This window comes from Egibacteraceae bacterium (assembly GCA_035540635.1).
GTDB lineage: Bacteria > Actinomycetota > Nitriliruptoria > Euzebyales > Egibacteraceae > DATLGH01.
Genome location: DATLGH010000045.1, coordinates 96382 through 118254, shown reverse-complemented (window position 1 = coordinate 118254; position 21873 = coordinate 96382). Strand labels below are relative to the sequence as shown.

Below are 21873 nucleotides of genomic sequence, written 5' to 3'. Positions count from 1 at the left end.
GGGCGACGCCGCGGGCACCCGGGGGGCCGGCGGCCGGCTCACGGCCGGCGGGGTGGAGGTCATGGGGGGCACGGCGGAGACCGGGGCAGTGGTGGACGCCGGCACGGGGCGGTCGAGGGGCGCGGTGACGTCGTCGTCGAGGTCGCGCGCGCGCTTCGCGTCAGGGGGCCGCACCGGGTAGCCGGCGCGGGGCACGTAGGTTTCGTACCTCACGGCTCGTCCTCGGCCCCACCCCAGCGCTCATAGAGGTCGGGGCGCACGAGGGCGGTGCGCCGGCGAGCCTGCTCCCGCCGCCAGGCCGCCACCCGGCCGTGGTCGCCCGAGCGCAGGATCTCGGGCACGGCCAGGCCGCGGTACACGGCGGGCCTGGTGTACTGCGGGTACTCGAGCAGCCCCTCGGTGAAGGACTCGTCGGTCGAGCTCGACTCGTTGCCCATGACCCCCGGCAGCAGGCGGGTGACCGCCTCCACCAGCACGCACGCGGCGACCTCCCCGCCGGCGAGCACGTAGTCGCCGATCGACACCTCGTCGGTGGCCAGGGCGTCGTGGACGCGCTCGTCGATGCCCTCGTAGCGCCCGCAGAGGACGAGCAGGGCCCGCTCGGCGGCGAGGTCGCGCACGAGCGGCTGATCGAGCGGGCGCCCGCGCGGGGTGAGGAGGACGGTGCGGGGACGGTCCTCCGCCGTGCCGTAGAGGTCCTCGGCGGCGGCGAAGAAGGGCTCCGGCTTCAGCACCATGCCGGCGCCCCCGCCGTAGGGCACGTCGTCGACGGTGCGGTGGCGGTCGGTCGCCCATGACCGCAGGTCGTGGACGCGCACGTCGAGCAACCCGGCCCTGCGGGCGCGCCCGAGCAGCGAGGCGTCGAGCGGACCGGCGAAGTACTCCGGGAACAGGGTGAGGACGTCGATGCGCACGGGTCCATTGTGCCGGGCACGCGTCGCCGGCTGGCGGGCGCGACCCGTCCGTTCAGGCTTCGTCGGTGTCGCCGAGCAGCCCGGGCAGCGGCTGCACGACGATGCGGTCGGCGGTGACCTCGACGAGCTCGTCGACGGCGGGCACGAGCAGGTCGTCGCCGCCGTCGCGGGCGACGACGAGGTAGTCGTGCGCGGCGCCGTCGGCCACGCCGACGAGCACCCCGACGGGCTCGCCGCCGGCGGTCACGACGTCGCGGCCGAGCAGCTCGTCGGCCCAGAAGACATCGACGTCGAGCCCGACGCTCTCCCGGTCCACCGACACGACCGCGCCGCGCAGCGCCCCGGCGGCCTCACGGCTGTCGACCCCTTCGAACCGCACGACCCGGCGGTTGCCGTGCATGCGGCTCGCGGCGACGGTGAGCGACCTCCCCGCAACCGTGTAGCTCGCGCCGGGCGGGAACTCCTCCCCGAGGTCGGGGTCGGGGTGCACGTAGACCTCGCCGCGCAGACCGAGGGGTTTGCCGACGGCGCCGACGGCGACCTCGGCCGCCACGGGCGCTATTCGACGATCTCGACGATGGCCTGGGTGCCCTCGCGGGTGCCGGCCGCCTTCACCATCGTGCGGATGGCCTTCGCGGTGCGGCCGCGCTTGCCGATGACCTTGCCCATGTCGTCGGGGTGCACGCGCAGCTCGAGGACGAGCTCGCCGTCCTCGTCCTCGGCTTCCGTGACCGACACGTCGTCGGGGTGGTCGACCAGCGACCGGGCGAGATACTCGAGGACCTCGGTGGTCATCACGGCTGCTCCTCCTCAGTGGTCGCGCCCTCCGCAGACGACGGCTCCGGGGCCTGCCCGCCCTCCTCGGGGGGCAGCGCGCCAGCGTCCTCCGCCGGCAGGGGGTCTGGTTGGGTGACTTCCTCCCGGGCCTGGGCGACGGTGGCCTCGTCGGGGTCGGTGGGCGTCGCCTCCGCCGCGGCTGACGCCTCGGCCTCCGCGCGCTCGCGGGCGGCGGCTTCCGCCCGCCGTCGGGCCTCGTTCTCGCGCTCGGCCGCCTTCGCGGCAAGCGCGTCCCGCTTCGCGCTGCGGTCCTTGCCGGGGTCGCCGGGGCGAAACTCCTCCCAGATGCCCTCGATGCGCAGGAGGTTCACGACCGCGTCAGTGGGTTGGGCCCCGTTGCGCAGCCATTTCAGGGCGCGTTCACGGTCGATGGAGATGGTGGAGGGCTCGTGGAGGGGCTGGTAGTAGCCGATGTCGTCGATGAACCGGCCGTCCCGCGGTGCACGGACGTCGGCCACGACCACCCGGTAGTACGGCTGCTTCTTCTTGCCCTCACGACGCAGGCGGATCTTCACGGCCATGGAAGAATCGTCCTTCTCGACGCGGCCGCGCGTCGTCGGTGCCGCCGGGCTTGCGCCCCGGCGCGCCCACTCGGTCCGTGGACGGGTGTGCGGTCGGCCAACCCCGCACGCACTCGGCCGAGCCGGCTTGCGCCAGCTCCGTGCGAGCATAGCGCAGCAGGCGGGCGTCAGAAGAAGGCGACTGCGATCGTGGCGGCGACGAACCCCACGAGCAGGAGGGCGGCTTCGCCGCGGACCAACCGCCGGCCGCTGCGCAGAAGGACCGCCGCAAGGCCGCAGGCGACGACCATGATCCCGAGGCTCAGGAGGAAGGTGCGCCCGAGCGTTGTCGTGGCGAGGGCGCCGGCGACGCCCGCCACCGGCAGGGAGTTGAACAGGTTGCTGCCGAGGATGTTGCCGACGACGAGGTCGGACTCGTCGCGGCGCGCGGCGGCGATTGCCGTCACGAGCTCCGGCAGGCTCGTGCCGACGGCGACGATCGTGAGACCGATGACGGCCTCGCTGACCCGCAGCGCGCGGGCGATGCCGACGGCGCCGCTCACGAGCATCTGTGCGCCAAGCAGGGTCCCGAGCAGCCCGACGACGGCGAGCAGGGCCGAGCGCGGCACGCTCGGCGGAGCCTGCCCGGAGTACCCGGCGACCTCCGCCGCGAGGGACTTCGCCGCCTCCCGGTCGCGCAGGCCGACGACCACGATGATGGCGATGGCGGCAGCGGCCGCGGCTAGCAGCACCGCAGCATCCAGGGCGCTCACCCTCCCGTCGGCGGAGACTGCCGCGAGCAGCAGCACCGCCAGGAGCATGAGGGGCAGCTCCCGTCGCAGCGTCGCGGCCCCGATCATGAGCGGCCGGGCGACCCCCGCCGCTCCGAGCACGAGCAGGACGTTCGCGGTGTTCGACCCGACGATGTTGCCGAAGGCGAGGTCCTGCGACCCCCGCAGGGTGGCCAGCACGGTGACGAGGAACTCCGGCGTGCTCGTGCCGAAGCCGATGACGATGGCGCCGACGATCACGGGCGAGATGCGCAGGGCGGTCGACAGCCGCGCCGCACCGATGACGAATCGGTCGGCGGCGACCGTCAACAGCCCGAGGCCGCCGATCAGGAGGAGGACGTCGAGCACACGCGTACGCTAGACGCCATGGAGCTCATTTCCGAGGAGCGCTTCTCCGAGCTCGTCGACGCAGCCCTCGACTCCGTGCCCGACGCGCTGTGGGAGCAGTTCAACAACGTTGCGGTGGTCGTGGAAGACCGCAACGACGCCGAGCCCGACCTCCTCGGTATCTACGAGGGTGTGCCGCTCACCGAGCGCGGCGACTACGCGGGGGTGCTGCCGGACCGCATCGCCATCTACCGCATGCCCCTGTGCGCGATGTGCCGCGACGAGGAGGAGCTTGTCGAGGAGGTCCGCATCACCGTGGTGCACGAGCTCGCCCACCACATGGGCATCGACGACGACGCCTTGCACGACCTCGGCTGGGCGTAGGCGGCGGGCGACCGCTTCCTCCGGTTGGCACGAGGTGGCCGGCGCCGCTCAGGTGGTCGACCGCGGGTTCGTCAGGGTGGGCAGAGGGCAGCAGGGTGGCGAAGAGCGGGGAGACGATCCGGCGTCTGCTCTTCGGTCAGGGATTGACGGTGACGCTGACCGTGGCGTTCTCCCGCTCGAACCGGGACAGTGCCACGACCGCCTCGATCCGCCAGGTGCCCGCAATCTGCAGCTCCGGGCCGGAATGGACCCAGTGCCCGGGGCCGGCAACGAGCGGTTGGCGTTCGATCGGCCCGATCTCCTCGGCGGGCATCGTGAACCGCAGGGTCAGGTCCTGCGCGTCCGTCGGCCGTCCGGTCTGGTCGAGGAGGTAGAGGTGCACCTCGTTGCCGCCGGCGCGGTTGGGGTCCACGGTGAGGTTGAGTGTCAGACCATCCGTCACGGGCACGTCGGCGGTGAACAATCCGCCGATCCCGGCCGCCTCCCGTGCGGGTTGGAGCGCGACGAGCACGGCGGTCAGCGCGATCACGGCGCTCATGACGCCGGCTTCCACGGTTACGGTGCGACGCAGAAGGCGCCGTCCGGCTGACCTGCGCTCGACGTCGCGCACGGCGGGGACCAGCCGGTAGCGGTTGTAGGCGGCCACGCCGAGGATCAGCGCGACGAGCGCGAGCTTCGCGACGAGCACCTGCCCATAAGGGGTCGTGAACACTGCTCGGAGCGCCCGGACCTCCAGCCACGCCAGTCCGAGCCCCGTGGCCGCCACGCCCGCCAGCGCGCCCGCAGCGGCCTGGGAGTAGCGGCTCACCGCGCTGACGGAGGTGCCAGCGTCCTCCTCGTGACGCTGCCACCACAGGGTCGCCCCGAGCGCCACCAGGCCGCCGAACCACACCGCGGCCGCGCCGACGTGGACGACGTCGGCCAACCACGCGAACCAGCGCGGCGTGGTCACCGCGGAGTGCCCGACGAGCACGAAGGACGCGACGGCGACCCCGCCCGCCCCCGCCGCCTGCACGACCCGGTCAGCCGACGTGGCGAGCAGGACGCCGAGCGCGAGCAGCGCGACGGTGCGCAGGCCCATCCCGAGTCCGAACGGGCTCGTCACGATCTCGCTGAGAACCTGCCGGTCGACCATGCCCGTCAGGCCGCGGTCGGCCAGGCTGCCGGACTGCAACCCGACGAGGGCGACGGTCGCGAGCGCGGCCCCGAGCGCGGCCCATGCCGCCATCAGGCGCAGGCGGCGATCGACCGTCGGGCTGCCGTCGGTGACGGCAGCGCCGCCCCGAGCAGGGCGACGCCAGACGAAGGCGAGGAAGAACGCGACACCGGTCGCGAGCAGCGTGCCGATGAAGGCCCCGGTGCGCACGATCGCGCCCGAGACCAGCCAGCGGTTGGCGGACGCATCGGAGAAGATCACGGCGAACGTGCCCTCGTCCACCGTCGTCTCGCCACCGACGGAGAACTGAAAGGCTCCCCGCACCGGGTGACCGTCCGCGGAGACGACCCGCCAGGTGAGGATGTAGGGCCCGTCCTCGAGGACCTCGTCGACGGGGACGGTGATCTCCTGCGGCGCCGAGCCACGGTCATCGCCAAGCGGCACCTGGTCGGCCGCCGCGTCATACAGGCGGATCCCGCCCGGAGGAACGCTGACCGGCTCGTTGAAGCGCAGCTCGATCGTGCGGGGCGGGTCATCGAGCACGCTGCCGTCGGGCGGGGCAGCCTCCACCAGGACGGCGTGCGCCATCGCCGGACCGGCCAGGAGGGCCACCACGGCGATCGCGGCAGCCCCGAACGACGCGACGTGGGTGAGACGCGCGCGCGGCCGCATCCCGACAGCGGGCAGGCGGCGCCCGCCCGGAGGTTCGCCCACGTCAGTTTCGTCGGGCCCGCACGACGGCGGCACCCGCCGCCGCCAGCGCCACGACAAGGGCGAGGACGGCAAGGATCCGGGCCTGGGACGCTGCCTGCTCCGCGTCGGCCACGGCCGATGCGAGGACCTCGCCGTCCGAGGCGCTGGCCACCTCGGTGACTTCCTCGACCGTCCCGCCATGTCCGCCGCCGGCCGTCAGCAGCAACCCGGGCGCCGGCTCCTCCAGCTCCTCGTCAGGCCGGCCTTCGTCGGGGCGCTCGATCCACGCGTGCTCACCCTCCCCGCACCTCTGGGCGACCGGGAAGTACAGGATGTCTCCAGCGGCGTCGGGCAGCCGCACCGACAACCCGAACTCCTGGAACGCCTCGTCGGGGATGGGCGGGCCCCCGAACCAGCGCACCTCCTGCACACCCTCGGTGATCTCCTCGCCGTGCAGCTCCACCGGCTCGGACAGCTCGCCGACGACGGTCTCGTACTCCCACCCCGGCACGAGCTCGGGCTTGACCGAGACGACGCCAGGAGGGATCTGGACGGCGACCTCGGTCGTCGGCGACCCCTCGCAGCCGTGGCCGACCCGAAATGCGAACCGGGCGTAGCTGTCGGCGGCGGCCTCCTGAGGGTTGATCGTGACATGCGCCAGGACCGGGGAGGACCCGAGCGCGACAAGCAGGGCGACGGCGAACGCGGTGATGACGAATCTGGGCATGGTTGGTCTCCCCTGTTGTGCTGTGGCCGGTCCGAAAACGCACGACGAACGCCGCTGCCCCCGGGCAGCCACGTTGGCTCAGGCCATCAGTGGACGGGAGGACCTCTTCGGGTCAGACCGGTCCGGTCGGGACGTGATGAGCGCAGCGACGGCGCCGGGCGGCGGCCGACGGCGACGACGGAAGGCAATCGGACCGGGCTCCCGGCGTGTGCGAACCCGTCAGCGACCCGCTCGCTGGTCCGCAGCACTCCGGCCGCGAAGCAGGCGGCCGCAACCTGGACGATGATGCCGACGAGGATCACCGGCTCGTCGAACAGCGCGCTCACCGCAGTCCCCGCGGCGACGCGCTCACCGGCTTCCAGCAGCAGGAACCCGCTGACCTGTCCGGCAGCAAGACGCGGCCACAACGCGCCCCACGAGGACCGGCCACGACGCCGGCCACGTGTGAACCCGTAGGCCGAAGCTCCCACGGCGGCAAGAAGGGAAGCGGCCAACCATGGCAGCGGCCAGTGCCCGTGGCCCGCCTCGGTGAGCGCGTGCGTCTGGAGGTGCGCGGTGGGGCCGACCTCGTACACGAGGGCATGGCCGCCCACGACCGCCGCCACGGCGACGACCGACGCGGCCATCAGACGAACCGTCGTGCGGGGCAACACCGCCCTTTCGGCGACAGGAGCGGCGAGGTAGCCGGGCGCCATCGTATATGCAGGGCCTGCCCTGTCGGGTCCCACACATGGAGCATCGAGCCATGGCAGCCTGCCACCCGTGGCGCGCGTGCAGACCGTTCAGGAACCCGGAGACGCCGATGTTCGAGACTCCCGAAGAGCTAGCCGGTCTTCGGGATCTCCTGGACCGCAGCTACGAGCGGGCGGGGGGCGCACCTGCGCAGCGCGGATGTTCCCCGCCGACATGTCGGTGCGTCGCGGGAGTCGCACCGGCCGGGGGATCAGCCAGCGGCCCCGTGCCGCGGCGAGGCGCAGGAGCACGGGCGCGGTGCCCCCGCCGGGCGCGGCGTTGCGTCCCTCCCCGCAGGCATCGAGCGCGGTGGCCTGCCTGGTTCGTATGCTGACGCACGCGACGATCTTCACCGCACCCAGCGAGGGCGCCGACGGGGATCCACGTCCCCCCGGGTGGGCGAGGATGGCGGAGAGAACGGCCACTTCGAGTCCGACCGCGAGCGGGAATAGTACGTCCAGGACTGGCCGGTCTTCAGGATCGAGCGATCGCGATGTGGGTGTGCATCGGCACGACGATCCAGTCGCCTTGGCGGTAGCGCTCGACCGTCTCCCGCGTCTCCCGGCTGATCGCCTCCAGGTAGGCGGCGAACGCCTCCGGGTCCTCGGCGAACTGGGGCACAACCGCGGCGTAGGCGAACTCCAGGCGCTCGACGAACCGGTCGGGCGTGGCGTACCGCGCCTCGATCGACCGGGAAACGACGTCGACGTCGCTGAAGCCGGCCTCCGCGAAGAGGTTCCGCAGCTCGTCGCCGTCGCCGAGGGAGAACGGCGCCGTCAGATCCGCGGCGGTCACCGCCGTGCCAAGCGCCCTGAGGTGCGGCAGCTCGGCCTCGGCCAGCGCCGCATACAGCGGGTGGGGGTCGAGCCCCTGCCACACGGCCACCACGGCACGACCCCCGTCGACGAGGGCCCGTCGAATCTCGCGCACGCCCGCCGGCCGGTCGGGGAAGAACTGCAGCCCCTGCTGGCACAGCACGACGTCGAACGTGCCGTCGGGGAGGTCGAGCGCGGTCCCGTCACCCTCGCGCCACTCGATCGATGCCCCCTCCGGCGCCGGTTGCGCCCGGGCGACCGCGAGCATCGCGGGACTGACGTCCACGCCGACCACCCGGCCGGCACCGCCCACCAGCGGCGCCACCCGACGCGCGACAATGCCGGTGCCGCAGGCCAGGTCGAGTACACACTCGCCGGGGCGTGGCGCGGCGAGGTCCACGACGACCCGCGACAGCGGCTGGAAGATCGCCGGGCCAAAGTACTGCTCGTAGGCCTGCGCCGGCGTGAGCTCCGGCTCCCGCGGGTCCTGTGCGGTCACGGTGTCTTGGACGGTCATTGGTGTGGCTCCTCTGGCTTTCGGGTTTCCCGTCGTGCGGAGGTGTCGGCCCTTCACGGCGCCGGGCGCAGCATCGGCCATAGCGGCGGGGAGTCCGCCACCTGGATCTCGGCGATGACTTCGAACCCGTGCCGCTCGTACAGCGAGCGGTTGCGCGCACTGCTGGCCTCAAGGTAGGCGGGCAGCCCGTCACGGGCGCAGCGCGACAGCCCCTGCCGCATCAGCGCCGAACCGTGACCCTGGCCCTGACAGCGGGGGTCCACGCCGATGAACGGCAGATACCAGTGCGGGTCGGCCGGGTGGTGCTCCTCGACCTGGGCGAGAAGCGCGAACACCGCATCGAGGCGCTCGGGGTCGATGCTGCGCTGAGCCAGCGCGACGAGGCCGTCGGAGTCCGTCTGTTGGCCCGGCGGCACCCACAGCGCCGCGCCGGCGTCGTCGCCGATCCCGTCGGCCGTACCGGCCTTGAAGGCGGGGGCTCCCATACGCCCGATCAGCTCGGGGAAGTGGACGAGGTAGCGGTCGGTGTGTGGGTACACCCAGCGGATCACGGGGTCCGCGCTGAAGGCGACGACCAGCGTCGCGATCGCCTTCGGCCGGCCGATTCGGGTCACCCCGGTGCTGACGGTGGGCGGACTGCTCATGGCGGCTCCTCGCTTCCGGCTGGACTGTCGCGGACCGCCGGAGGCCGGAGCGACCGGCGAACCGCGACTGCCCCGCACGGTACGGCGGGAACGGGCGCGCGACCTGCGTGCTGGCACGCAACCCGACTACGTAGAACCGCCGGTGGCTGCGTGGGTGTTGCCGCCCAGATCGTCAGGGGATGATGCCCTGGCGCAGCGCGTGGCTGACCGCTGCGGCGCGCGCGCTGCGCCCGTGCACGCCCAGCTTCTCGTAGACCGTGGCGAGGTGCCGCTCCACGGTGCGGATGCTCAGCACGAGCTCGGCGGCGATCTGCTGGTTGGTCTTGCCCGACGCCGCAAGCCCCAGGACCTCGGCCTCCCGCGGCGTCAGCGCACCGGCCCGGGCGGGCGCCGGGTCAGGCAGGGGGCTGGCCGGCCAGGCGGCACCGAGGCGGGCGACGGTGTCCCTGGCGGCGTTGCGCTCGGCCGTCGCGCTCTCCCGGTCCCCCAGAGCGTCGTACCCGCCGGCGAGCAGCACCCGTACCCGGGCAGCCTCGTAGGGGGCGCCGAGTTGCTGCCAGTTGTGCAGCGCCTCCCGCAGCCTCGGCAGTGCCGCCTCGGCGTCGCCCGCGGCGAGCAGCACCAGCCCGCAGGCGTGCGCCGCCTGGGTGGCGAACCCGGCCGTGGCGTAGATGGCGGCGATGCGCCCCAGCTCGTCGGCGGCCGTGCGCGCGCGTTCGACGTCACCGGCGGCGACCGCGATCTCCACGGCCGCGGGCAGCAGACGGGCCCGCACGAGGACATCCTCGCCGGCAGTGGCGAGCCGCGCGGCGATGGACGTCGCCGCCGCCTCGGTGTGGCCCTGAGCCAGCCGCACCAAAGCCAGCCCTGGTTGCGGGTCCCGCCCGAGGCGGTGGCCCGTGCGGAACTCCGCCTCCGCGCCGGCGAGGTCGCCTCGTTGGCGCCGCAGCTCGCCGAGCTGGTAGTGCGCCTCGGCGACGATGCCGACGTCGAAGTGGGGGAGCTCCTCGCAGACCAATCTCACCTCCCGCTCGGCCTCGCGCCACGCGCCGCGTACCTGCAGCACGTGTGCACGGTGGACGCGGCAGATGCCCATGAAGGGCCCCGCCCCCGGCATCTGCTCGCACCAGCGAGCGGTGACCTCCGTCCACTCCCCCGCCCGGCGCAGGTCGGCGATCTCCTCGCACACGACCATGAGATGGCAGTAGATGTTGCCGGCCCAGCCGGGGTCGAGGTCGTCGGAGACCGCGGCCACCATCGCCTCGTCGAGCAAGGTCATGCCCTCGCCGACGCGGCCCTGCCTGATGAGCACCCGACCCTGCCCGAGAACGCCGACGGCCACGAGCGTCGGGTCGCCGAACCGCTGTCCCGACGCCTGCACCCGCCGGGCCGCCACGAGCGCCGCGTCGAGGTCGCCGCCGTGGAAAGCGGACTCGAAACCGGTGACGTAGTCAAGGTAGCCCTGTTCGACGCTGTCGCGGTGGTCGGCCAGGAGGCGCGCCGCCCGGCTCATCCAGCCAGTCGCCTGCGCCTCCTCACGGCGCAAGGACAACGTGTAGCCGATCTCCATCGCCATGAGCGCCGCCGGCCCTGGTCGCCGGTCGTCGAGGTAGCGGCGGTGGGCCTCCTGCAGGACCCGCAACGCCTCGTCGAGGTCACCGAGCCACCACGAGCAGTTCGCCACCGCGGCGAGGTCGTCTGCCGACAGGGCCGACTTCTCCTGCGCGGCGGTGAACGTATCCCGGGCGGTCACCCAGTCGCGGGCGCTGTAGGCCTCCCACGCCGCCTCAAGGCTGTCGCCACCGTCGCCCATCGACCCACCCCGCCGCCACACACGGTCCGTAGCGCAGTATCGCACGGCGGCCGGCTGGTGGGCGAGGTGAAGGGGCGGTGCGGGGGCCAGCGCATGAAGTCCGGGCAGAGCCCACCCGCCGCGCAAGCCGCGCCGCTGCTCACCTCGTGGGCGCTTCGGGCGCTACCAGCGGCCGGGCGTTCTCACCCGATTCCTCTGCAGCCCTACGCCCTCCGGGGGAAGTCGTCTAGACGAGCGCCCGGGGGCTACCCCTTCCATGCGGCCGGCCTCGTATGCCCACATGGCGATTTCGACCGGTTGCGTGCGCGGAGCTTGCGCATGAGCGCAGCGAGGTGGGTCTTGACGGTGCTGACGCTGATCTGCAGTTCGTCTGCGATCTCGTGGTTGGTCCAGCCGCGAGCGACGGTGAGAAGCACCTCTTCCTCGCGGGCTGTGAGCGGCTCGAGCGGCTGTGGGGGCGGTTGTCGTGCGGCGTCCGCGAACGCGGCGAGCAGTCGTGCGGTGATGCTCGGGGCGATGAGCGCGCCTCCGTCGGCGGCGGCGAGGATGGCCTGGGTCAGCAGGTCGGGTCCGGCGTCCTTGAGCAGGAACCCGCGGGCGCCGGCCTCCAATGCAGCGTGGACGTACTCGTCAAGGTCGAACGTGGTTATGACGATGACCGCCAGCGGATCGGCGACGGCGGGGCCGGCGAGCTGGCGGGTCGCCTCGATGCCGTCCATCGGGCATGCGGATGTCGAGCAGGCACACGTCAGGCCGGAGTTGACGAGCAAGGGCGACTGCGTGGCGGCCGTCGGCTGCCTCGCCGACGACCTCGATGTCCGGTTGGGCGTCGAGGAGCATCACCAGCCCTGCGCGGACGATGTCCTGGTCATCGGCGACGAGCACCCTGACCGTCACGACGGCACCCCGCGCTTTGGCAGGACCGCGTCCACCGTCCAGCCGCCGCCTCGGCCGGGACCTGCCCGCAGGCTCCCGCCGAGCAGCGTCACCCGCTCGGTCATGCCGACGATGCCGAAGCCCGCCGGCGCCGGCGTGGTCAGGGCGCCGTCGTCGCGGATGGTCAGGCGAACCTGCTCACCCTCGTCGGTGACCCGGACGATGACCAGGCTCGCGGCGCGGGCGTGGCGCAGTGCGTTGGTGACCGACTCCTGGGCGAGCCGGTACAGCGCGACGCCGACCGAGGGGCTGAGGTCACCGAGGTCGTCCGGCAGCTGCACGTCGACCCGAGGGCCGGCGGCGTCGCCGCGGGCGAGCCGTGCGATTTCCACCGCCCCCGCCGGGGGCGCGAGGTCAGGCTCGGCTCCGTCGCGCAGGACGCCCACGAGGGCGCGCATCTCCGCCAGCGTCCGTGACGCCGCCTCCTGGATGGTCGCCAACGCAGCGACGGCACGGTCAGGTTGAGTCGCGGCGACGCTCCGGCCGGCCTGCGCCTGTATGGCGATCGCGGACACGTGGTGACCGACGGCGTCGTGGAGCTCGCGGGCGAGCGCGTTGCGCTCCCGCAGCTTGGCCTGCTCGATGTCGCGGGCCCGGGTGTTGGCGTGGAAGCGGATGGACGCGCCGAGCGCTGCGGAGAACAGGAAGAACCCATAGCCCGCCACCACCTCGCCGGTCTCGGTTGGGTCGGCGAGGTGGGTGACGACAAGCCAGACGAGGATCACCCCGAGCCCGGTTGCGGCCTCGCGACCTGAGCCCACCGCAGCAGCGCGTAGGGGAGCACGAGCAGTCCTGCGATGCTCATCAGCCCGGTCGCGTCGAGGGTGAGGATGCGCGCGAGGTCGAACGCGATGACCGTGCCGAACGCCACGGCGACCGCGGCCAGCGGGTGGGTGCGCCGCCACAGCAGCGAGGCCGCGATCACCAAACTGGTCCCCAGCACGAGGGGGGCCCACGACCGGTCGGCGCGCAACGCGAGCTCGACACCGAGCCCGCCATGAGCCCCCCGGTGAGTGTCCAGTCCCGCCAGTTCCGCGCGGGTGGCGCCGCGGGGCGCTGTTCGACCCAAAGCGTCCGCAGTACGTGGCTGACCATCACCGGATCGTAGGGAACCCGGGGACGCAGCGGATCAGCCGAAAGAACGAGATTCACGCCCTCCTTGCAGCCAGGACAGGTCGAGCCCGCAGGCTGATGTGCGGGATGCCTGCCGCCGTCATCGTCGCCCCATGCGGATGAAGGAGGCCCTCGATGCATGACCCGCGCCCCACCCGCACCCAACCCCGACACGACAGCATCCTGCGCTGCGGAGGCCGCGCCGGCGTCGCCGGCAGCATCCTCATGCTCGTCACATTCGTTGTGGTCGCCGTATTCGTGGGGATGGACATCACCCCTGAGCGGTCGCTCACCGCCTTCGCCGACATCTGGCCGGCCCGGATGGTCGAGAACACCCTTTACCTCGCCGTCCTGTTGTTGTGGATCGTCCACGCCCCTGCACCGGGCACTGCGAGCGACGAGCCCGGCACCTGTTCGGACTGAGCGTCCTCGGCCTCGGCCTGCTCGGCGCCGGGGCGATCCCACACGTTGCGACCGCACCGCTCGCCGAGCTCTACCATGCGCGCCGCACCAGGGTTCAAGCGGGGCGTCAGCAGACCGACGATCGCGCTCGGTGTGCTCGGGCTCGCCGCCGCCGCAGCCGTCCTCGCCGGCGTCACGGACCTGGCAGCCGTCGGCGTGTTCGCCTTCGCCGGGTTCCATGTCGCCGCGGGCCGGCGCCTCGTCCGGCTCGCCGGCCTCGAGCCGTCGCGGCCACGTGAGCGTCCGGGTGGGCGCTGCATGTCGCGCTGCTCGGTTGCTGTTTGTGGAGCGGTGCTGCAGCGGCGGACACCTGCTCAGCGGAGGTGCGCAGCGACGTGTCCGCGGGCATCGACAGCTGGGCTGGGACGAGCCGGTGTGGCCTCACCGGGCCCGCCTCGCCGAGCGTCCCCCCGCAGGGTTCGAGGCAGCGACCGTCGAGCAGCCCCTCACCCACACCGCCGGGCTGCGCACGTCCGTCGGCGGCGTCGGCGCCGTCGAGGTCCACGACCCGCCCGACGCGCTCCAGTGGCGTGTCCGCGACCTGATGTCCAACAGCTCGCCGCCGCCTCTGGTGAGCTCTGGGAGTACAGCAAACGCGGTCCCACGCTGCTCGCCGCCATCGTCGAGCAGGTCACCGGTCACAGGTTCGCCGAGGTGCTGCACGACCGGGTCTTCACCCCGCTGGGCCTAGCCCGTGCGTTCGCCACCGCCGAAGCGGCCGCCACAACCGCGCCGCTGGCGACCGGCCACGAGCTGTGGTTCGGCCGCTGGCGGCCCGATGAAGAAGGGGCTTTTCCCTCCCCGACGGTTGTGCTGTCCGCCAGATCACCAGTACTACGGCCCCCTCCGACTCTCTCCGCGGCCGCCGGCCGCCGCGCCACTTCCCGGTTCTGCCGGTTATAGGCGCCGCATCGCTTCCCGCCGCCCACAGCGGCGGGGCCTTGGAGGGCCTCCCCAGTTGCCAGGCCAACCCTTCGACCGTTCCACGCCCCTTGCGCCGGAGGATCCATCTACGTCGGCTCCTGGACCAACGACGTCTTCCGTGGCCTTCACCGCCGCGCCAGCGGCTCGGCATCCCCACGTGTCCGCCTTGCGGCGGGCGGAGATTACGACGCTTGCTCAGGCTTCACTCACGTTGCGGACCGGTCGGTTGCGCCACCCCGCTTCGACGACTGCGGCCTTGCGACCGACGCCGGGGTATTGCTACCAGGGACCCAGGTGTCTCCCCGGACCGGACTTACACCGGCTGGCTGACCTGACCTGACCTTGCGACTCGATTACGTCATCAACACCTCCTTCGGTCGATCAAGCGCCCGAGTCTCTGGCCGCACTCGGCGGCTATACGAGGTTGACCGCTGCAGGGATGGTCGCTGCCAGCGGACGTCACACGGTTTCACGTCCCGTCCCATCTGCACCCTGGCGGGCCCCTGTCCCTCACGAACCCGGGTGGCCCGGGCGGCGGTGCGGCGGTGCGGCGGGAGATCACCCACCGCGGAACGCCCGTTAGTCAGTTAGCTGGACGCCCGAGCACATGTCAGCACACTACGCTCGTCCCGGGCGATATCGCGCGTCTGTCGGGCACTGCCGCCAAGATCGCAGGAGGCCCCGCGCGTCTTGCGTCGGTCCGGAGGCGATCACTCGGTCTCATCGGTGGCTACGGAGGGTGACGCCACCGTCAGCACCTCGACCGCGGCACAACCCGGCATGGTCCGAAGTCACGAGCGGGTCGCGGGGACGTTGGACCGTGGTCGGTACCCGCAAGCCCCGCGCCGTCGCGTCGGCGCTGCTGCTGCGGGCGCGAGCACGACGAGCTGGTATCAGTCGTGATACCGTTTCTATATGGCCATGACCTTGCGGCTGGACGAGCAGGACGCCGAAGCGCTCCGGCGCCGTGCAGCACGGGAAGGCCGCTCCATGCAAGAGGTAGCACGCCAGGCGGTGCGTGAGTACATCGAACGGACAAGCAGACGAGAGCTGCTGGACGAGGTGCTCGACGAGCAACTTCCTCGGTACGCCGAGGCGCTCGAGCGTCTCGGACGTTGATCCTCCTCGACGTTGAGGACCTTATCCACATCGCGGAGCGTGTTCTGCCCGCGGTGGAGGTACGCGATGCTGGCTTGCTTGAGGCTGCCGTCGCCCGTCCCAGTGCCAGCGCCTTCGGCGAAGATGTCTATCCGACCCTGCACGAGAAGGCCGCGGCGCTGCTGCACTCGCTGGTTCGCAGCCATGCACTCGTCGACGGGAACAAGCGGCTGGGACTCGCGAGCGTCATCGGCTTCTACGGCATGGACGGCTTCCGGCTCACCTTCACCAACGACGAGGCGTACGACCTGGTCGTCGCCGTATTAGCAGGTGAGCTCGATGACGTGAGCGCCATCGCCCAGCGTCTCGCAGCCCGCTCCGAACCAAGGACATGACGATGGCATGACGAGGCCTTCGCAGTACGCATGCCGACGAGGCAGAGCGGGCGAACCCGCCGAGTTCAACCCCTGGACCTGGACCGCTTCGACGTTCGCGCCTACCATCAATACCAGGTGCTGCGGCACCGTCAGCAGGGCCCTCCCATTCTCCTCCAAGAGATTTGCGGGGCCTCGCGCGTACTCCAGCCGCGACGGACTCTCCCGCGCCGCACCACGGGCGACCTAGCCGTTGCCGACATCGTCTCATCTTCGCACCAGAAATCGCCTCAGCTAACTCCTGGTCATAGGGGTGTCGCGCTCCAACGGCGCTTTCGAGCGGCACGACAAGGAAGAAGGTCACCGGTTGTGGAGCTTGTCGGCGTTCTCCACAGCGATGGCGGCGGCGGTGAAGGTTTGCCGCTTCGCCGACATACACGTGCTGACCTCGCACGTGCTGGAACACCAGCCGATATATGCCGGGCTCGCGAGGCAGGTCAGGGAAGCGCAGCGGCGGTCTGCCTCGAGGGCCACCTGGCCCCGTTGGTGCCAGCAGAACCGGACGGCCAAGGCGACCTGGACGTTCTCCTGATCATGAACCTTCGACTCCGTCGCCGGCTCGGGCGTCGAATGGTCCGCTGCGCCCGGCTGGTCGCCCGGCGTGTGGCCATGCCCTTCATCCCAGCCTCCGTACCGCCGGAAAGCGACGCACTCGTTGACTCGTCACTTGCAGGCGTCTCGTGGACGTCGGAGCAGACGACCTCCTGCAGTCGAAGGAAGCAGCGCGCCGGACGACGCACATAGCCGACGTCCGTGCCGATCTGCATGGAAGCAGCAGCAACTGTGCGGACGCTCTTGAGGGAACGTGTTGCGGGCGGCCTCAGCTGCTTGGCTCGGTCGCGCGCGCCGATTCATCAGAGTGGACCATGGCCGCCCAGCTGCCGAGAAGGTTCAGCGCCTCCTCAGAGCGCGAGCCGGGTTCGGCGGCATAGACAAAGAGCGTCAGCCCGCGCTCGGCGGCGACGTCCAGGCGATTGAAGTTCAGGCTGAGCTCGCCGACGACGGGGTGGTGAAACTGCTTGGCGGCCGTGTTGTGCAAGCGCACGTTGTGTGCGGCCCAGTGGGTGCGGAACGCCTCGCTCTTCGTTGAGAGCTCACCGACGAGGTCTGAAAGGTCGCGGTCGTGGGGGTCGCGGCCGGCGGCCGAGCGCAGGATCGCGGCAGTGTCGCGGGCGGCGCGGTCCCAGTCGGCGTAGAAGGCCTCGGCCCGCGGATCGAGGAACACGAACCGCGCGTTGTTGACCGGCCGCGCGGTCCCTGCATACAGGTCGGAGAACAGCCCGCGCCCGAGCGGGTTCGTGGCCAGGATGTCCAGGCGCTCGTTGCTCACGTACGCGGCGGCCCCGGTGATGGCATCCAGGGTCCACTGGATGTCCGGCCGGAGGCGCGGTTTGGGTTGGCGGCGGCGCCGGCGTGCTGGGGTCGGCTGGGCGCTGCGCGCGAGGTCAAAAAGGTGGGCGCGTTCGGCGTCGTCGAGCTGCAGGGCGCGGGCGAGCGCGTCGAGGACGCTGTCAGACGCCCCTGAAAGGTTGCCGCGCTCCAGCCGCGTGTAGTAGTCGACGCTCACGCCGGCGAGCAGGGCGACCTCCTCGCGGCGCAGGCCCGGTACCCGCCGATGGGCGCCGATGGTGGGTAGACCCGCGTCCTTGGGGGTGATCCTGGCCCGGCGTGAGGTCAGGAACTCGCGGATCTCGTCGCGGGTGTCCATGGGACCATGGTAGGCGCGGGCGCTGGCCGTGGGGGGTTCTGGCAGTACCTGGATCAAGGGCCCCTGGTAGCCCCCTGAGACGGCCTCTACCAATAGTGCCACGACAAGGCATCGACCCCATCAGGACATGAGGACATGACTGACAAGAAGGTGTGGTTCATAACCGGCGCTGGCCGTGGCATGGGCGTCGACATCGCCAAGGCGGCGCTCAATACAGGACACGCCGTCGTGGCGACCGCACGCGACGCCACGAAGGTCACCGAGGCTCTCGGCCAACACGAGGACCTGCTGGCGGTGCCCCTCGACATCACCGACGCCGACAACGCCAAGGCTGCCACCGACGCAGCCCTCGAACGATTCGGACGCATCGACGTGCTCGTCAACAACGCCGGCAACTTCTACGCGGGCTTCTTCGAGGAGATCAGCCCAGAGCAGTTTCGTTCCCAGATGGAGACCAACTTCTTCGGTCCCCTCAACGTCACCCGCGCGATCCTGCCGACCATGCGCCAGCAGCGCAGCGGGCATGTGATCACCATGAGTTCCTTGGCCGGGCTCGTCGGTCAAGAGTTCGTCGTGGCGTACTGCGCGTCGAAGTTCGCGCTCGAGGGCTGGATGGAGTCCCTCCGCTTCGACGTCGAGCCCTACGGCATCACCACGACGATCGTCGAGCCTGGGTTCTTCCGCACCGAACTGCTCGTGGAGGGTGCCTCGACGATGTGGCCCGAGCTGTCCATCGACGACTACGCCGACCGCACGAAGTCGACCATCGCGGCGTGGCAAGGCATGAACGGCAAGCAGGCCGGCGACCCCGCCAAGCTTGCTGCCGCGCTGGTCACGCTCGCTGACTCCGATCAGCCGCCCCTGCGCTGGCTCGCCGGTGCGGACGCCGTCGAAACCGCCATCGCCAAGGCGCAGCTGCTACTCGAGCAGGCCGACGCCCACCGAGAGCTGTCGACGTCGCTCAGCCACGACGACGCCTGACGCGACATCGACCAACGGAAATCCACTGCAGAGGAACAGATTCATGACTGCCAAGCTCACCGGAACCGTCGCCATCATCACCGGAGCCAGCAGCGGCATCGGCTACGCCACCGCGAAGGCCCTCGCTGAACAAGGCGCGTCAGTCGCTGTGCTGGCCCGCCGTCCAGAGCGCTTGGACGCCCTTGTGGCCGAAATCGAGTCGGCCGGTGGCACCGCCCTGCCGGTCCCGACCGACATCTCCGACCGCGATCAAGCCGAAGCAGCCGTTGCGACAACCATCGACCGCTTCGGTCGACTCGACATTCTCGTCAACAACGCGGGCCTGATGCTGCTCGGGCGCGCGGCGGATGCCGACATCGACGAGTGGGAGCAGATGATCGCCGTCAACCAGCACGGCCTGCTGTACATGACAAAGGCGGCACTGCCACATCTGCGCAAAGCCGCCGGCGACGATCCCCGCCAGGTCGCGGACATCGTCAACATCTCCTCCATCGCCGGGCGCACCGCCTTCCCCAGCATGAGCGTCTACAACATGACCAAGTTCGGCCTGAACGGGTTCAGCGAGGCCCTTCGCCAGGAGTTGACGACCAGCTATATCCGCGTCGGTGTACTCGAGCCCGGCAAGGTCGACACCGAACTCGACTCACACAACACCGACGAAGTCATCACAGAGATCGAAGCGAACTACGGCCACCTCCGCATGCTCGACCCGGAGGACATCGCTGACGGCATCACCTACATGGTCACCCGCCCCCGACACGCCGCCATCAGCGAGCTATGGATCATGCCCACCGAGCAGAGTTGACCCCCCGTGGGCGCCCAAACGCGACTGCCGGCGCTCCCGACCACCTGGGCGGGGTTCACCGCAGGAGGTCGCGTCCGGCCGGCGGCCGCCGTCCCGCCGTCCTTCACCAGTGGGCGCGCGCCCGGAAACGACCACATGAATCAACAGGTTTTCGCGGCCGCGATCGAGGAGTTCGGCAAGGTGGACATCCTCGTCAACAACGCCGGTTTCGGCGACATGGCGCCCATTGAGGAGGCCACCGACGAACACTTCGAGAAGGTCATGGCGATCAACCTCTTCGGCGTGTTCCGCTACTGCCGTCAGGCCGTCCGACAAGTCATGCCCAGAGGCAACGGCGTGATCGTGAACGTGTCCTCCGTGAACGGAGACAAGCCTGTCTTGGGCGTCGCCTACACGACCAGCAAGGCTGCGGTGAGCACGATGACGAAGAACATCGCCATCCGGTTCTCCGGCACCGGGATCCGCTGCAACGCGCTCGCCCCTGGACAGACGGAGACCGACATGGATGCGGCGCGAGAGAGGGGAGACTTGACGGGTGGCACCAGGGATGTGGGAGTTCGCGGAGAAGTACGTGAACCTGACCGTCCCCAGTACCAAGCCTCTCGACCAGGCCTACGCCGCCCTGTACCTGGCAAGCGACATGGGAGCGTCGGTCAACGGCCACGTACTGCAGGTCGACAACGGCGGATGGCTGTGACGGCAAGCGACTCGCTGGACCGAACGATGAGGGATGAACAAGTACCCCACGGGACGAAATGACTGAGGAAGCCGGATCCCCGAAGGGTTGACGGCGACCACGAAAGCCGGGAGATCAGCCGTTACCGCGAAGGCTCGCGACGCGCGAATTCAGCCTTCAGACCAAGGTCCGTATCGGTCTGGCCTACGACGCTACGCTCGCTTGGGTCAGCGCTTCTTCTTCTTCTTGCGCTTGGGGACCTTCTTGTTGCGCGGCTTCGTGCCGGCGCCTCCTCCGGCGCCCGGCCCTGTCCCCAGGCCGCCCATTCCGCCACCGAGCCCACCCATGCCGGGCATCCCGCCGCCGGCGAGCTGCTGTGCCAGCTCGGGGTTGCTGCGGAGCTGCTTCATCGCCTTGAGCCCCCGCGCGCCGCCGAGTGACTTCATCATCTTCTGCATCTCACCGAAGCCGCGGAGCAGCTCGTTGACCTCCTGCGCGCTGCGTCCCGAGCCCCGCGCGATGCGCTTCTTGCGCTTGCCGTTGAGGATCTTCGGGTTGGCGCGCTCCTCGGGGGTCATCGAGCGGATGATGGCCTCGACCTGACCCAGCTGCGACTCGTCGATGTCGGCGTCCTTCAGCTGCTTGCCGACGCCGGGGATCATGCCGAGCAGCCCCTGCAACGGGCCCATCTTGCGGATCTGCTGCATCTGCTCGAGGAAGTCGGACAGGTCGAACTCCGCCTTCAGGAGCTTGTCCTGCATCTGCTCGGCCTGTTGGGTGGTGTAGACGTCCTCGGCCTTCTCGATGAGGGTGAGGACGTCGCCCATGCCGAGGATGCGCCCGGCCATCCGGTCGGGGTGGAAGGCCTCGAACTCGTCGAGCTTCTCCCCCACGCTCGCGTACTTGATCGGCCGGCCGGTCACCTCGGCCACCGACAGGGCGGCGCCCCCGCGCGCGTCGCCGTCGAGCTTGCTGAGGATGACGCCGGTGAAGTCGACGGCCTCCTGGAAGGCCTTGGCGACGGTGACGGCTTCCTGGCCGATCATCGCGTCGACGACGAAGAAGGTCTCCGCAGGGTTGACCGCTGCCTTGATGGCGGCGGCCTGAGTCATCATCTCCTCGTCGACGTTCGTCCGCCCCGCGGTGTCGACGATCACGACGCCAGCGCCGAGGCGCTTGGCCTCTGGGAGGGAGTCGCGGGCGACCTCGACCGGGTCGCCTGACTCCACAGGCGCGTAGACGGGGACGCCGGCCTGCTCGCCGAGGATCCGCAGCTGCTTGACGGCCGCCGGACGCTGGAGGTCGCAGGCGACGAGAAGGGGGCTGCGACCCTTCTTCTTCAAGAGCTTCGCGAGCTTGCCAGCCGCCGTGGTCTTCCCGGAGCCCTGCAGACCCGCCAGCATGATGACGCCGGGCGACCGGCTGCCGAGGTCGAGCGGGGCCGACATCCCGCCGAGGATCTTCACGAGCTCCTCGTGGACGATCTTGACCACCTGCTGGCCAGGGTTGAGCGCCTCGCTCACCTCCGCGCCAACGGCCCGCTCCTTCACGCGGCTCGTGAACGCCTTCACGACCTTGAAGTTGACGTCGGCCTCGAGTAGGGCCAGGCGAATCTCGCGCAGCCCTTCGTTGACCTGGTCCTCGGTCAGGCTGCCCTGGCTTCGCAGCCGGGCGAACACCGCGTCGAGGCGGTCGCTGAGCGCGTCGAACATCGTTCTTCCTTCGAGGGGGGACGCAGGCGATTCTACCGAGAGCCGGCCCAGCCACTGACCCGCCTCCTACCAGCGGAAACGCCTTCAGAAGGCGTCTAAGGCACGCAGGCGACGCCACGGGGTGAACAAGGTCAGGGCCGATCCGGAGGCACGGCAGCAGATCAAGGTGTACTT

At 70.8% G+C, this 21873-nt stretch carries 24 protein-coding genes and 1 pseudogene; 7 read left to right on the top strand and 18 right to left on the bottom strand.

Annotated elements, in window-relative coordinates; genetic code table 11:
* From VM324_08140 to VM324_08115, 6 genes are all read right to left on the bottom strand, one after another.
* Window positions 1–213: hypothetical protein (locus tag VM324_08140; protein HVL99245.1), on the bottom strand; the 213-nt coding region annotated here is incomplete at its 3' end.
* On the bottom strand, window positions 210–914 hold the full coding sequence (gene trmD, locus VM324_08135) for a tRNA (guanosine(37)-N1)-methyltransferase TrmD (protein HVL99244.1): 705 nt from the start codon (window positions 912–914) through the stop codon (window positions 210–212). The genes VM324_08140 and trmD, both read right to left, overlap by 4 nt.
* A gap of 52 nt (window positions 915–966) precedes the next feature.
* A complete protein-coding gene (gene rimM, locus VM324_08130) occupies window positions 967–1467 on the bottom strand; it encodes a ribosome maturation factor RimM (protein HVL99243.1) in 501 nt (166 codons plus the stop codon).
* A 5-nt stretch (window positions 1468–1472) separates the two neighbouring features.
* Window positions 1473–1709 (bottom strand): KH domain-containing protein, encoded by a 237-nt coding sequence (locus VM324_08125; GenBank protein HVL99242.1) that lies wholly within the window; start codon window positions 1707–1709, stop codon window positions 1473–1475.
* On the bottom strand, window positions 1709–2272 hold the full coding sequence (gene rpsP, locus VM324_08120; GenBank protein HVL99241.1) for a 30S ribosomal protein S16: 564 nt from the start codon (window positions 2270–2272) through the stop codon (window positions 1709–1711). The genes VM324_08125 and rpsP overlap by 1 nt, the downstream gene beginning before the upstream one ends.
* Window positions 2273–2439: 167 nt before the next feature.
* Window positions 2440–3390, bottom strand: a complete 951-nt coding sequence (locus tag VM324_08115; protein HVL99240.1) for a calcium/sodium antiporter — start codon at window positions 3388–3390, stop codon at window positions 2440–2442.
* Window positions 3391–3408: 18 nt separating this feature from the next.
* On the opposite strand from VM324_08115, the gene VM324_08110 reads away from it, so the two are divergent.
* Window positions 3409–3753, top strand: coding sequence for a metallopeptidase family protein (locus tag VM324_08110; protein ID HVL99239.1), 345 nt, complete (start codon window positions 3409–3411; stop codon window positions 3751–3753).
* A 136-nt stretch (window positions 3754–3889) separates the two neighbouring features.
* Here the strand turns inward: VM324_08110 and VM324_08105 are convergent, their stop codons facing one another.
* From VM324_08105 to VM324_08060, 10 genes and pseudogenes are all read right to left on the bottom strand, one after another.
* Window positions 3890–5623, bottom strand: coding sequence for a CopD family protein (locus tag VM324_08105; GenBank protein HVL99238.1), 1734 nt, complete (start codon window positions 5621–5623; stop codon window positions 3890–3892).
* 1 nt (window position 5624) lies between these two features.
* Window positions 5625–6329, bottom strand: a complete 705-nt coding sequence (locus VM324_08100; protein HVL99237.1) for a YcnI family protein — start codon at window positions 6327–6329, stop codon at window positions 5625–5627.
* Between the two features lie 86 nt (window positions 6330–6415).
* A complete protein-coding gene (locus VM324_08095; GenBank protein HVL99236.1) occupies window positions 6416–6955 on the bottom strand; it encodes a hypothetical protein in 540 nt (179 codons plus the stop codon).
* Window positions 6956–7535: 580 nt separating this feature from the next.
* Window positions 7536–8393 (bottom strand): methyltransferase domain-containing protein, encoded by an 858-nt coding sequence (locus tag VM324_08090; protein HVL99235.1) that lies wholly within the window; start codon window positions 8391–8393, stop codon window positions 7536–7538.
* Window positions 8394–8446: 53 nt separating this feature from the next.
* Complete coding sequence (locus VM324_08085) at window positions 8447–9037, bottom strand: N-acetyltransferase (protein ID HVL99234.1); 591 nt, start codon at window positions 9035–9037, stop codon at window positions 8447–8449.
* Window positions 9038–9209: 172 nt separating this feature from the next.
* Window positions 9210–10850 carry a LuxR C-terminal-related transcriptional regulator gene (locus VM324_08080; protein ID HVL99233.1) on the bottom strand — a complete coding sequence of 547 codons (1641 nt, stop codon included), beginning with the start codon at window positions 10848–10850 and terminating at the stop codon, window positions 9210–9212.
* A gap of 245 nt (window positions 10851–11095) precedes the next feature.
* Complete coding sequence (locus tag VM324_08075; protein ID HVL99232.1) at window positions 11096–11461, bottom strand: response regulator transcription factor; 366 nt, start codon at window positions 11459–11461, stop codon at window positions 11096–11098.
* Window positions 11456–11690: pseudogene (locus VM324_08070) on the bottom strand (response regulator transcription factor). Before VM324_08070 ends, VM324_08075 begins: the two are co-directional and overlap by 6 nt.
* A 53-nt stretch (window positions 11691–11743) precedes the next feature.
* On the bottom strand, window positions 11744–12547 hold the full coding sequence (locus tag VM324_08065; protein HVL99231.1) for a histidine kinase: 804 nt from the start codon (window positions 12545–12547) through the stop codon (window positions 11744–11746).
* Entirely contained in the window at window positions 12508–12711 is a 204-nt protein-coding gene (locus tag VM324_08060; protein ID HVL99230.1) for a hypothetical protein, read from the bottom strand. Before VM324_08060 ends, VM324_08065 begins: the two co-directional genes overlap by 40 nt.
* Window positions 12712–13034: 323 nt before the next feature.
* Between VM324_08060 and VM324_08055 the strand changes: the two genes are divergently transcribed.
* From VM324_08055 to VM324_08045, 3 genes are all read left to right on the top strand, one after another.
* Entirely contained in the window at window positions 13035–13322 is a 288-nt protein-coding gene (locus VM324_08055) for a hypothetical protein (GenBank protein HVL99229.1), read from the top strand.
* 1878 nt (window positions 13323–15200) lie between these two features.
* The gene (locus VM324_08050; protein HVL99228.1) at window positions 15201–15404 is read left to right on the top strand and encodes a ribbon-helix-helix protein, CopG family; all 204 of its coding nucleotides are present in this window, start codon (window positions 15201–15203) and stop codon (window positions 15402–15404) included.
* Complete coding sequence (locus tag VM324_08045) at window positions 15401–15778, top strand: type II toxin-antitoxin system death-on-curing family toxin (protein ID HVL99227.1); 378 nt, start codon at window positions 15401–15403, stop codon at window positions 15776–15778. Before VM324_08050 ends, VM324_08045 begins: the two co-directional genes overlap by 4 nt.
* An 859-nt stretch (window positions 15779–16637) precedes the next feature.
* Here VM324_08045 and VM324_08040 read toward each other — a convergent pair.
* Window positions 16638–17525, bottom strand: coding sequence for a helix-turn-helix transcriptional regulator (locus tag VM324_08040; protein HVL99226.1), 888 nt, complete (start codon window positions 17523–17525; stop codon window positions 16638–16640).
* A gap of 135 nt (window positions 17526–17660) precedes the next feature.
* Between VM324_08040 and VM324_08035 the strand changes: the two genes are divergently transcribed.
* From VM324_08035 to VM324_08025, 3 genes are all read left to right on the top strand, one after another.
* On the top strand, window positions 17661–18506 hold the full coding sequence (locus tag VM324_08035) for an SDR family oxidoreductase (protein HVL99225.1): 846 nt from the start codon (window positions 17661–17663) through the stop codon (window positions 18504–18506).
* A gap of 43 nt (window positions 18507–18549) precedes the next feature.
* Entirely contained in the window at window positions 18550–19311 is a 762-nt protein-coding gene (locus VM324_08030; GenBank protein HVL99224.1) for an SDR family NAD(P)-dependent oxidoreductase, read from the top strand.
* Between the two features lie 135 nt (window positions 19312–19446).
* Window positions 19447–20070, top strand: coding sequence for an SDR family oxidoreductase (locus tag VM324_08025; protein ID HVL99223.1), 624 nt, complete (start codon window positions 19447–19449; stop codon window positions 20068–20070).
* Between the two features lie 144 nt (window positions 20071–20214).
* On the opposite strand, the gene ffh is transcribed toward VM324_08025, so the two are convergent.
* Window positions 20215–21699 carry a signal recognition particle protein gene (ffh, locus tag VM324_08020; GenBank protein ID HVL99222.1) on the bottom strand — a complete coding sequence of 495 codons (1485 nt, stop codon included), beginning with the start codon at window positions 21697–21699 and terminating at the stop codon, window positions 20215–20217.
* Window positions 21700–21873 lie beyond the last annotated feature (174 nt).

What these genes read in the sequence shown, in the direction of transcription:
- VM324_08125 (HVL99242.1), bottom strand. Translation starts at nt 1,709, where the DNA reads ATGACCACCGAGGTCCTCGAGTATCTCGCCCGGTCGCTGGTCGACCAC.
- rpsP (HVL99241.1), bottom strand. Translation starts at nt 2,272, where the DNA reads ATGGCCGTGAAGATCCGCCTGCGTCGTGAGGGCAAGAAGAAGCAGCCG.
- VM324_08110 (HVL99239.1), top strand. Translation starts at nt 3,409, where the DNA reads ATGGAGCTCATTTCCGAGGAGCGCTTCTCCGAGCTCGTCGACGCAGCC.
- VM324_08100 (HVL99237.1), bottom strand. Translation starts at nt 6,329, where the DNA reads ATGCCCAGATTCGTCATCACCGCGTTCGCCGTCGCCCTGCTTGTCGCG.
- VM324_08095 (HVL99236.1), bottom strand. Translation starts at nt 6,955, where the DNA reads ATGGCCGCGTCGGTCGTCGCCGTGGCGGCGGTCGTGGGCGGCCATGCC.
- VM324_08090 (HVL99235.1), bottom strand. Translation starts at nt 8,393, where the DNA reads ATGACCGTCCAAGACACCGTGACCGCACAGGACCCGCGGGAGCCGGAG.
- VM324_08085 (HVL99234.1), bottom strand. Translation starts at nt 9,037, where the DNA reads ATGAGCAGTCCGCCCACCGTCAGCACCGGGGTGACCCGAATCGGCCGG.
- VM324_08080 (HVL99233.1), bottom strand. Translation starts at nt 10,850, where the DNA reads ATGGGCGACGGTGGCGACAGCCTTGAGGCGGCGTGGGAGGCCTACAGC.
- VM324_08055 (HVL99229.1), top strand. Translation starts at nt 13,035, where the DNA reads ATGCATGACCCGCGCCCCACCCGCACCCAACCCCGACACGACAGCATC.
- VM324_08050 (HVL99228.1), top strand. Translation starts at nt 15,201, where the DNA reads ATGGCCATGACCTTGCGGCTGGACGAGCAGGACGCCGAAGCGCTCCGG.
- VM324_08040 (HVL99226.1), bottom strand. Translation starts at nt 17,525, where the DNA reads ATGGACACCCGCGACGAGATCCGCGAGTTCCTGACCTCACGCCGGGCC.
- VM324_08035 (HVL99225.1), top strand. Translation starts at nt 17,661, where the DNA reads ATGACTGACAAGAAGGTGTGGTTCATAACCGGCGCTGGCCGTGGCATG.
- VM324_08030 (HVL99224.1), top strand. Translation starts at nt 18,550, where the DNA reads ATGACTGCCAAGCTCACCGGAACCGTCGCCATCATCACCGGAGCCAGC.
- VM324_08025 (HVL99223.1), top strand. Translation starts at nt 19,447, where the DNA reads ATGAATCAACAGGTTTTCGCGGCCGCGATCGAGGAGTTCGGCAAGGTG.
- ffh (HVL99222.1), bottom strand. Translation starts at nt 21,699, where the DNA reads ATGTTCGACGCGCTCAGCGACCGCCTCGACGCGGTGTTCGCCCGGCTG.